The sequence below is a fragment of the Nocardioides aquiterrae genome, from assembly GCF_039526625.1.
In the GTDB taxonomy this organism is placed as follows: domain Bacteria; phylum Actinomycetota; class Actinomycetes; order Propionibacteriales; family Nocardioidaceae; genus Nocardioides; species Nocardioides aquiterrae.
Genome location: NZ_BAAAJE010000001.1, coordinates 480836 through 491083, shown reverse-complemented (window position 1 = coordinate 491083; position 10248 = coordinate 480836). Strand labels below are relative to the sequence as shown.

General features: G+C 71.6%; 10 protein-coding genes. 3 read left to right on the top strand and 7 right to left on the bottom strand.

Annotated elements, in window-relative coordinates; genetic code table 11:
* The 3 genes from purL to ABD086_RS02410 all read right to left on the bottom strand — a co-directional run.
* Positions 1 to 2212 (bottom strand): phosphoribosylformylglycinamidine synthase subunit PurL (purL, locus tag ABD086_RS02420; RefSeq protein ID WP_343905299.1); only part of this gene is annotated, 2212 nt, incomplete at its 3' end.
* A 155-nt stretch (positions 2213 to 2367) separates the two neighbouring features.
* Entirely contained in the window at positions 2368 to 2679 is a 312-nt protein-coding gene (locus tag ABD086_RS02415) for an STAS domain-containing protein (RefSeq protein WP_343905297.1), read from the bottom strand.
* A 138-nt stretch (positions 2680 to 2817) separates the two neighbouring features.
* Entirely contained in the window at positions 2818 to 3366 is a 549-nt protein-coding gene (locus ABD086_RS02410; protein WP_343905295.1) for a TetR/AcrR family transcriptional regulator, read from the bottom strand.
* A gap of 120 nt (positions 3367 to 3486) precedes the next feature.
* Between ABD086_RS02410 and ABD086_RS02405 the strand changes: the two genes are divergently transcribed.
* Positions 3487 to 4947: an MFS transporter gene (locus ABD086_RS02405; protein WP_343905293.1), complete on the top strand. Its 1461-nt coding sequence runs from the start codon at positions 3487 to 3489 to the stop codon at positions 4945 to 4947.
* Positions 4948 to 5330: 383 nt separating this feature from the next.
* Positions 5331 to 6731, top strand: coding sequence for a glycoside hydrolase domain-containing protein (locus ABD086_RS02400; protein WP_343905291.1), 1401 nt, complete (start codon positions 5331 to 5333; stop codon positions 6729 to 6731).
* A 3-nt stretch (positions 6732 to 6734) separates the two neighbouring features.
* Here the strand turns inward: ABD086_RS02400 and ABD086_RS02395 are convergent, their stop codons facing one another.
* From ABD086_RS02395 to purS, 3 genes are read right to left on the bottom strand one after another with little or no spacing between them, the layout of a single operon-like run.
* Complete coding sequence (locus ABD086_RS02395; RefSeq protein ID WP_343905289.1) at positions 6735 to 7178, bottom strand: DUF3817 domain-containing protein; 444 nt, start codon at positions 7176 to 7178, stop codon at positions 6735 to 6737.
* Complete coding sequence (gene purQ, locus ABD086_RS02390; protein WP_343905287.1) at positions 7175 to 7843, bottom strand: phosphoribosylformylglycinamidine synthase subunit PurQ; 669 nt, start codon at positions 7841 to 7843, stop codon at positions 7175 to 7177. The genes ABD086_RS02395 and purQ overlap by 4 nt, the downstream gene beginning before the upstream one ends.
* Positions 7840 to 8085: a phosphoribosylformylglycinamidine synthase subunit PurS gene (purS, locus tag ABD086_RS02385; RefSeq protein WP_343905285.1), complete on the bottom strand. Its 246-nt coding sequence runs from the start codon at positions 8083 to 8085 to the stop codon at positions 7840 to 7842. Before purS ends, purQ begins: the two co-directional genes overlap by 4 nt.
* A gap of 42 nt (positions 8086 to 8127) precedes the next feature.
* On the opposite strand from purS, the gene ABD086_RS02380 reads away from it, so the two are divergent.
* Complete coding sequence (locus ABD086_RS02380; RefSeq protein ID WP_343905313.1) at positions 8128 to 8625, top strand: YflT domain-containing protein; 498 nt, start codon at positions 8128 to 8130, stop codon at positions 8623 to 8625.
* On the opposite strand, the gene ABD086_RS02375 is transcribed toward ABD086_RS02380, so the two are convergent.
* Positions 8618 to 10195 carry a long-chain-fatty-acid--CoA ligase gene (locus ABD086_RS02375; protein ID WP_343905283.1) on the bottom strand — a complete coding sequence of 526 codons (1578 nt, stop codon included), beginning with the start codon at positions 10193 to 10195 and terminating at the stop codon, positions 8618 to 8620. The genes ABD086_RS02380 and ABD086_RS02375 overlap by 8 nt on opposite strands.
* Positions 10196 to 10248: the final 53 nt, after the last annotated feature.

The window sequence follows — 10248 nt, the reverse complement described above, 5'->3', positions numbered from 1 at the left end:
GCTCGGCGAGCGGGATGTCGAACTGGCCGTCGACGGCGAGGGTGTCGCCGCCGGTGACGCCGAGGGGGGTGATCGCGACGCCGTGCTCGGCGGCCAGCTGGACCAGGCGCTCCGCGTCGCCGTCGGCGACCGTGACGACCACCCGCGCCGTGGACTCGCTGAACAGCCCGACGAACGCGTCGCCGGGCACCGCGACCGAGACGCCGACGCCGTGCCGCAGCGCGCCCTCGGCCAGCGCCTGCGCCAGGCCACCGTCGGAGAGGTCGTGGGCGGAGGTCAGCAGCCCCACGCCCGACACGAGGAGCCGGGCGAGCGTCGCCTCGGCCTCGAGGTCCACCGCCGGCGGGCGTCCGCCCAGGTGGCCGTGCACGACGTGCGCCCACTCCGACCCGGACAGCTCCTCGCGGGTCTCGCCGAGCAGAAAGACCCGCTCGCCCGCGGCCGACCAGGCCGACGGCGTGCGGCGGGTGACGTCCTCGATCACGCCGAGCACCGCGACGACGGGGGTCGGCAGGATCGCGGTCTCGCCGGTCTGGTTGTAGAGCGACACGTTCCCGCCGGTGACCGGGATGCCGAGCTCGGCGCAGGCGTCCTTGAGCCCGCGGCACGCCTCGGCGAACTGCCACATCACCGCCGGGTCCTCCGGGGAGCCGAAGTTCAGGCAGTCCGAGACCGCGAGCGGGGTGGCGCCGCCGGTGGCGACGTTGCGGTACGACTCGACCAGCGCCAGCTGCGCACCGGCGTACGGGTCGAGCAAGGCGTACCGCCCGTTGCAGTCGGTCGACACGGCGACGCCGAGGTTGGTCTCCTCGTCGACGCGGACCATCCCGCTGTCGCTGGGCTGCGCGAGCACCGTGTTGCCGCGGACGTAGCGGTCGTACTGGTCGGTGATCCACGACTTGTCGCAGAGGTTCGGGCTCGCGATCAGCGTCAGCAGCGTCTTGCGCAGGTCGTCGCCGCTCGCCGGCCGCGGCAGCACCTCGGCGGCGTCGGCCTGGAGGTCGTCCTGCCAGTCCGGGCGGGCGAAGGGGCGGTGGTACGTCGGGCCGTCGTGCGCCACCGACCGCGGCGGTACGTCGACGACGCGCTCGCCGTGCCAGTCGATCTGGAGCCGGCCCGTGTCGGTCACCTCGCCGATGACGACCGCCTCCACGTCCCACTTCGCGCAGATCGCCAGGAAGGCGTCGACGTCACCGGGCTCGACCACGGCCATCATCCGCTCCTGCGACTCGCTCATGAGGATCTCCTCGGGAGCGAGCGTGGAGTCGCGCAGCGGCACCCGGTCCAGCTCGACGTGCATGCCGCCGTCGCCGGCGGACGCGAGCTCGGAGGTCGCGCAGGACAGCCCGGCGCCGCCGAGGTCCTGGATGCCGGCGACCAGCCCGGCCGCGAAGATCTCGAGCGTGCACTCGATGAGCAGCTTCTCCATGAACGGGTCGCCGACCTGGACGCTGGGCCGCTTCGCCGGCCCGGACCCCCCGTCTTCGGACTCAGTGAAGGTCTCCGACGCCAGCACGGAGACGCCGCCGATGCCGTCGCCACCGGTGCGCGCGCCGTACAGGATGACCTGGTTGCCGACGCCCGACGCCTTGGCCAGGTGCAGGTCCTCGTGCCGCAGCACGCCCACACAGAGCGCATTGACCAGCGGGTTGCCCAGGTAGGACTCGTCGAAGACCGCCTCGCCGCCGATGTTCGGCAGGCCCAGGCAGTTGCCGTAGCCACCGACACCCGCGACGATCCCGGGCAGCACCCGGTGGGTGTCGTCGGCGTCCAGCGGCCCGAACCGCAGCGGGTCCATCACCGCGACCGGGCGGGCGCCCATCGCGAGGATGTCGCGGACGATGCCGCCGACGCCGGTCGCGGCGCCCTGGTACGGCTCGACGAACGACGGGTGGTTGTGGCTCTCGACCTTGAAGGTGACGGCGTAGCCCTGGCCGATGTCCAGGACGCCGGCGTTCTCCCCGATGCCGGCCAGCATCTTGCCGACCGGCGTCTCCTGGGGGATCTCGGAGAACTGCTTGAGGTGCACCTTGGAGCTCTTGTACGAGCAGTGCTCGCTCCACATGACCGAGTACATCGCCAGCTCCGAGCTGGTCGGGCGGCGGCCGAGGATCTCGCGGATCCGGTGGTACTCGTCGGCCTTGAGACCCAGGTCGGCCCACGGCTGCTCGTGGCGGGGATCCTCGGCGGCGACGGCGACGGTGTCGAGCACGACAGCAATCTACCGAGCCGCCGCTGGCCGAGCTCGCGAGGGCAGCGATTTGCGGCGCAGGTTGAGGAGCGTCGGCTCGAACCGGAGCGCAGCGACGGACCGAGCGACGCGTCTCGAAACCCGCCGCCTGACGCCCAGCAGACCGCGTCCGCGACTCAGGCGGTCAGGCCGAACGACTCGTCGAGACCGGCGACCCCGCACACCCAGCGGAACCGCGGGCTGGCGGACTCGAACCGCAGGACGCCACCGGTCGCGCGGGTGGTGTTCCGGAGCCGGATCAGGGCACCGAGGCCGCCGGCGTCGAGGAAGGTGACGTCACCGGCGTCGACGACGAAGTCCCGGCAGCCGCGCGCGACGGCGTCCTCGACCTGGCGGGTCACCTGCCAGCGACTGAAGGCGTCGAGCGAGCCGGCGACGGTGAGGTGGGCATGCCCGCGGTGGCGGCGGACGGCGGATGAGAACTCCATGACTGCTCCCGGGGTCGTGGTGAAACCGGGAACGGAGGCGCCTTGACTGGCGGGTCACGAGAAACTCTCGGCTACCTTCGACGGTACGCGCCGGGGCAGCCACACGCCACATCCTCACAGGTGAAGGATCGGCGTCGGTCAGCGCAGCAACCCGTCGGCGACGACCTCGAGCATCGGGCGGACGGCGGCCGCGTCGAGCTCGCTGCTGTCGGCGATGGTGGCCACCCCGCCCACCAGGCGACAGACCTGGATCGGCTCGACGTCCTCGCGCAGCACGCCGTCCTGCCGGAGCCGCTCGAGGACCCGGTCGTTGGCCTCGGCCAGCACCTGGCACTTGGTGCGGATCGGCGAGTCCGGGTCCCCCATCGCCGAGGTGAGCTTGGCGGGGGCGCCCTTGTGCTGGCTGATCAGGCCGACGTACTGCTCGAACCAGTTGAGCAGCAGGTCCCGGTCCGTGCCCTCGTGGGCGAGGGCCTTGTCGGCGGTCTCCGTCACCCGGTCGACCCACGACTGCATGATCGCGTCGAGCAGGTTCTCGCGCTTCGGGAAGTGCCGGTAGAGCGTCCCGGGCCCGACGCCGGCGCGCTTGGCGACCTCGTCGAGCGACGCGTCGTACCCCTGTTCGCGGAAGACCTCGCGAGCGACCTCGACGATCCGGTCGTAGTTGCGCCTGGCATCGGCACGCACGAGAAATCGCTCCTCAGGGCTTGCTAAACGGAGACAGTCTCCGTATTGTTCTTCGGGAAGCGGAGTCATCCTCCGGATCTACTGTACCTCGGCCCACCGGGCCAGAACAGGTCTGCTCACATGTCCTCACGCACCACCCTTCCCACCGAGCTGCCGCCGAACGCCGGCCGCGCAGCCGCCGGTATCGCGATCGTCCTGGTCGCGCAGCTGATGATCGTGCTCGACGCCACCGTCGTGAACGTCGCGCTCCCCCGCATCGACACCGCGCTCGGCTTCGGCCCGGCGTCGCTGTCGTGGGTCCTCAACGCCTACACGCTCGCCTTCGGCGGGCTGCTGCTGCTCGGCGGCCGGCTCGGCGACGTCTTCGGCCGCCTCCGGGTCTTCGAGATCGGCCTGGCGGTCTTCACCCTCGGGTCCGCGCTCGGCGGGCTCGCCCAGACGCCCGGGCAGCTGGTCGCCGCACGCACCTTCCAGGGCGTCGGGGCCGCGCTCGCGGCTCCGAGCGTCCTCGCGCTGCTCACCACCAGCGCCCCCGACGAGGCCGCGCGCAACCGCGCACTCGCGCTGTTCGGCGCCGTGTCCTCCGGAGGCGCGTCCATCGGCCTGGTCCTGGGCGGGCTGCTGACCGACGTCGGCTCGTGGCGCTGGACGCTGTTCATCAACGTGCCCATCGGGCTCGCCGTGATCGTGCTGGCGCCGCGCTTCGTCGCCGAGACGCCGCGCCGTACCGGCCGCTTCGACGTGGTCGGCGCCCTGGCCGCCACCGGCGGCGCGGTCGCGCTCGTGTGGACCCTGATCGGGACGCCGGAGCACGGCTGGGCGTCGGTCCGGACGGTCGTCGGCTTCGCGGTCGGCGTCGCCCTGCTGGCGCTGCTGGCCCGCACCGAGCTGCGGCACCCGCACCCGCTGGTGCAGCCGCGGCTGGTCCGCGACCGCAACCGGGTCGGCGCGCTGGCCGTGATGGCGCTGCTGCTCGGCGCGAACCTGTCGATGTTCTTCCTGGTCGTGCAGTACGTCCAAGGCGTGCTCGGCTTCGGGCCGCTCATGGCCGGCGTCGCGTTCCTGCCGTTCAGCCTCGGCATCTTCGCGACCTCGCGGGTCACCCCGGCCCTGATCGGCCGGGTCGGTCCGCGGGCGATGATGCTGACCGGCACCGGCGTGCTCGCGCTCGCCTACGTCTGGCTCAGCACGATCGGCACCGGCGACACCTACCTGGCCGCGGTCTTCGGCCCGATGGCGCTGGCCGGCATCTCGTCCGCGCTGACGTTCATGCCGGTGACCGTCATCGTGCTCTCCGGCGTCGAGCCGGAGCACGCCGGCTCCGCCTCCGGCCTGCTGCAGACCACGCAGCAGCTCGGCGGCGCGGTGGGCGTGGCCGTGATCGTGTCGGTGTACGCCGCCGGCGCGGTGCCCGGCCGGCTGGTGCCCGGGATGGCCGCCGCCTTCCTCACCTCGGCGGCGTTCGCCGCTACCGCGCTGCTGGTCTCGGCGGTCGTGCTGCGCCCGGCGCCGAGGTCGGCAACGGCAGCTGGTGGCGCGGCCGGCGAGGAGCTCGCCGAGGCGGTAGCCGAGGCGGCTTGACCGGCCGCACCGGCTCGTCCGGCTCGGCCGCCGCAGCGACGCCGGCTCCCGCGAGCGCGGGCGCCGGCGTCCACGCGTAGCCGTCCCACCACCAGTGGCCGTCGGTGCTCACCAGCGGCACACCCTCGACCGGGTCGGCATGGAAGTGTGGCACCAGGCCGAGGAACGGCTGGGTGCTCCAGGTCTCGTCGTCCATGATCGTCTCCCCCCACGGTGCGATCTCTCTGTCACTGTGGTCCTCATCGGCCGGACCGGGTGGCGGGTTGAGGAAACCTTGCACGGACGCTGCGAATTACAGCGTCGTAGTTGCGGGGAACCGCTGTTACGGATGTGACAGTTGAGGTTATGGTGACGGGGCGCTTCCCCACCGCTTGGAGTCCCGTATGTCTCGCCCCGCTCGCACCCTGCTGCGACGCACCCTCGCCACCCTGACCGCCGGCGCCCTCGCCGCGGCGACCCTCGTCGCACTGTCGACCGGGAGCGACGTCGCCCCCGCGTCCGCCGCGACGACCGCCCGGAAGGCGACCGTCGTCACGCCCGGCGACTTCACCGGCTACGGCTTCGACCAGTGCCACACCCCCGACCAGGCGACGATGAACACCTGGCTCCGGAACTCGCCGTTCTGGGCGGTCGGCGTCTACCTGAGCGGCGACTCCCGCGCCTGCCGCGACCAGCCGAACCTGACGCCGGAGTGGGTCAGCACCCAGCTGAGGAAGGGCTGGCGGATCCTGCCGATCACGCTGGGGCCGCAGGCGTCGTGCCAGCCGCGGTTCCCGCGGTACGGCGACGACCCGACGATCATCCCGAAGCCGGGCAAGAGCAACCGCTACGGCAAGGCCCGCAAGCAGGGCAGTGCCGAGGCCGCCAAGAGCGTCGCGGCCGCGCAGAAGCTCGGGATCGCCGAGGGCAGCACGCTCTGGTACGACCTCGAGGGCTTCGAGCTGAGGAACACCCGCTGCCGGGAGTCGGCCCTGGCGTTCCTGAGCGGCTGGTCGTGGCAGATCCGCCAGCTCGGCTACAAGTCCGGCGTCTACTCCAGCGCGGGCTCGGGCATCAAGATGCTCGACGACGCCCGCTACAACAAGCGCGCCGACATCGAGCTCCCCGACCAGATCTGGGTCGCACGGTGGGACGGCAAGGCGAACACGTCGACCGAGGCGCAGTACCTGCGCGCCGACGGCTGGGCGAAGGCGCGGGTCAAGCAGTACCAGGGCGGCCACAACGAGACCTGGGGCGGCGTGACGATCAACATCGACCGCAACTTCCTCGACGTCGGCACCGGCTCCGTCGCGGTCCCGGAGACGCACTGCGGCGGGGTGAAGATCGCGTACGGCGTCTACCCGACCCTGGTTCCCGGCACCGGCGACAACGCCCCGCCCCCGGCCAAGGTCAAGGTCCTGCAGTGCCTCCTGCACGAGCAGGGCGTCTACCGCGGCCAGGTCAACGGGGTCTACAACACCCGGACCCAGAAGGCCGCCCAGGCCTGGCAGTCCCAGCACGCGTTCGTGGTCTCGCCGACCTGGAACAAGCGGCACTGGATGTCGCTGCTGGTGGCCGGCGACCGGCCGATCGTGAAGTTCGGGTCGGTGGGCCCGGCGGTCCGCCGCGTGCAGCGCGCCCTCAACGCTATCACGGACCGCGCGGTCCCGATCCGGGCCACCGGCATCATCGACAGCCAGACCACGGCCGCGGTCGAGGCCTACCAGAAGAAGGTCGGCCTCGAGCCGAACGGCGTCGTCGCGGCGACCACCTGGAGCGCACTGGCGGCCGGCCAGCGCCGGTAGCCGTCAGCCCGCGGGCGGGCCGGCCAGGAGCGCGAGGCCGGTGAGCGCGAGGACCGCGACCACGCCCGCGGCCGCGCCGCGCAGCGGGTTGCGGATCAGCCAGGCGGTCAGCGCCTCGACCCGGCCGGCGGGCGTCTCCGTGCCCAGCCGCCACGTGGACGCGAGGCCGGCGCGCCGCTCGGCGTACCGGTCGAAGAGCACCGTCGCGAACGGCGGGACCGCGGCCACCAGCCCGAGCAGCAGCCGGCCGCGCGACCAGCGCTGGTCCACGCCGACGAGCACCGTCGTGAGGCAGTAGGCGATGAACACGACGCCGTGCGCCATGCCGAAGACCCGGACGCCCAGCTCGGTGACGTCGGTGTACTTCAAGGCCATGCCGGTGAGCAGCAGGCCCCAGGTCACGGCCTCGGCGACCGCGACCGTGCGGAACAGGCGCAGCGGGCTCACGCGAGGACCGACGCCGCGAGGCTGGTGAAGAAGCCGAGGCCGTCGGTGCCGGTGCCGGTGAGCTCCTCGACGGAGTGCTCCGGGTGCGGCATCAGGCCGACCACGTTGCCGCGCTCGTTGCAGATGCCGGCGATGTCGCGCAGCGAGCCGTTCGGGTTCTGGCCCCGGTAGCGCGCGACGACCTGGCCCTCTCCCTCGAGCCGGTCGAGGGTCTCCTCGTCGGCGACGAACGCGCCCTCGCCGTTCTTGAGCGCGATGACCACCTCGGCGCCCTCGGCGTACGCCGACGTCCACGGCGTGCGGTTGTTCTCGATGGTGAGCGGCTGGTCGAGGCACAGGAACTTCTGGCGCTGGTTGCGGATCAACGCGCCCGGCAGCAGGCGGGACTCGCACAGGATCTGGAAGCCGTTGCAGATGCCGAGCACCGGCAGGCCCCGGCGGGCGGCCTCGACCACCTCGGTCATCACCGGCGAGAAGCGGGAGATCGCGCCGCACCGCAGGTAGTCGCCGTACGAGAAGCCGCCCGGGAGCACGACCGCGTCGACCCCGCGCAGGTCGTGGTCGCCGTGCCACAGCGCAACGGCCTCGTGACCGCCGACCTGCACGGCGCGCTGCGCGTCGACGTCGTCCAGGGAGCCCGGGAAGGTGACGACCCCGACCCTCACGACTCGACCCGGACCGCGTAGTTCTCGATGACCGGGTTCGAGAGCAGGGTCTCCGCCATCTTCTCGACCTCCGCGAGCACCGCGTCGGTCACCTCGCCCTCGAAGGCGAGCTCGAACCGCTTGCCCTGACGGACATCGGTGACCCCGGAGAACCCGAGCCGTGGCAGGGCGCCGAGCACGGCCTTGCCCTGGGGGTCGAGGATCTCGGGCTTGGGCATGACGTCGACGACTACGCGTGGCACCCCTGCAGTCTAGAGAGGTGGGGCAGACTGGAGTGCATGAGCATGCCTACCGGACTACCCGGGGCCAACCCGCTGCGACTGGAGTACCCGCAGTCGCTGGCGATCTACGACGACTACGCGGCCGCCCAGAAGGCGGTCGACTTCCTCAGCGACAACAAGTTCCCCGTCGAGCACCTGATGATCGTCGGCACCGACCTCAAGCGGGTCGAGCGGATCACCGGGCGCCTGACCACGAGCCGGGTCGCGCTGGGCGGACTGCTGTCCGGGCTCTGGCTCGGGCTGTTCGTCGGCCTGATCTTCTCGTTCTTCGTCAACGACAGCATCCTCGCGATGATCGTCTCGACGATGCTGCTCGGCGCGCTGTTCGGCGTCGTCTGGGCGCTGCTCGGCTACGCGCTCACCCGCGGCCAGCGCGACTTCTCCTCGGTCACCCAGGTAGTGGCCACCCGGTACGAGGTGCTGGTCGAGCACAAGGTGGCGGGCCAGGCGCGCGAGCTGCTCGCGCAGCTCCCCGGCGCGCTGCCCAACCCGTTCAGCTGAGCTCGCGCTTGAGGATCTTGCCGGTGGAGGTCATCGGCAGGGCGTCGACGAACTCCACGATGCGCGGGTACTTGTAGCCCGCCATCTGCTCCTTGCCCCAGGCGACCAGCTCGTCCTCGGTGACCGTGGCCCCCGGCTTCCGGATGACGACGGCCTTGATCTCCTCGCCGTGGCTCTCGTCGGGCACCCCGATGACCGCGGCGAGCGAGATGTCGGGGTGGGTCATCAGGACCTCCTCGATCTCCCGCGGGTACACGTTGTAGCCGCCGCGGATGATCATGTCCTTGGACCGGTCGACGATGTAGTACCAGCCGTCCTCGTCGCGGCGAGCCAGGTCGCCGGACCGGAACCAGCCGTCGTGGATGGCCTCGGCCGTGGCGTCCGGGCGGTCGTAGTAGCCCTTCATCACGTTGTGGCCCTTGATGGCGATCTCACCGACCTGGTCGGCGCCCTCGACGTCGGTCCAGTCGGGGTCGATCAGCTTCATCTCCACCCCGGGGATCGGGGTGCCGATCGAGCCGACGCGCACCGGCTCCCCGAACCGGGAGAACGACGCGACCGGCGAGGTCTCCGACAGCCCGTAGCCCTCGAGGATCGTGACGCCGAACTGCTTCTCGAACTCCTTGTGCACCTCGATCGGCAGCGCCGCGCCTCCGGCGACCGCGACGCGGAGGTTCTCCGCGAGAGTCGTGACGTCGGTGTCCGGGTCGTCGGCGAGGGCGCCCAGCAGGCCCCAGTACATGGTGGGGACGCCGGCGAAGAACGTGATCCCCTCCTTCAGCATCAGCTGGAGCGCGGCGTGCGCCTCGAAGCGCGGCAGCATGACGACGGTGCCGCCGTACGCGAACGCGCCGTTCTGGCAGACGGTCTGGCCGAACGAGTGGAACAGCGGCAGCACGCACAGGTAGGTGTCCGGGTCCGCCGCGCTGGCGCCGAACAGCGCCTCCCCCGAACGCGCGTTGTCGCGCATGTTGCGGTGCCGCAGCTCCGCGCCCTTGGGCTGCCCGGTGGTGCCGGAGGTGTAGAGGATGACCGCGGTGTCGTCCTCGTCGGTGGCGACGGTGTCGAACGTGCTCGGCTGGCCCGCCATCGCCTGGGCCATCGTCTCGGTCTCGTCGATCGGCGACGGTGCGCCCAGGTCGGCGGTGATCACGAAGAAGTGCTCGCACCCCTCCGCCTGGCCGAAGCCCTCGTGGCCGGCCTGGCCCATCGGCAGCTCGGGTGTCCCCTCGAAGCAGAAGTAGGCCTTCGCGTCGGAGTCGTTGAGGTGGTAGGCCACCTCGCGGCCCTTCAGCAGCACGTTCAGCGGCACCACGGTGCCGCCGGCCTTGAGGATGCCGTAGTAGACGACGGTGAAGTACGGCAGGTTCGGGCAGGTCAGCGCGACCTTGTCGCCCGGCCGGATCCCGCGGGACACCAGCAGGTTGGCGACCATGTTCGCGAACGAGTCCACCTCCGCGTACGACAGGCGCGTGCTCTGCCCGTCCGGCCGGGGCAGGACGATCGCGGTGCGGTCGGGGTACTGCGCGGCGCTGTCCTCGAGAAGGGCCGCGAGGTTGTACGTCGTCATGGCTGCAACTTACTGGGACAACCGGCGGGCGGCACGCCGAAGGTCACTCCGGA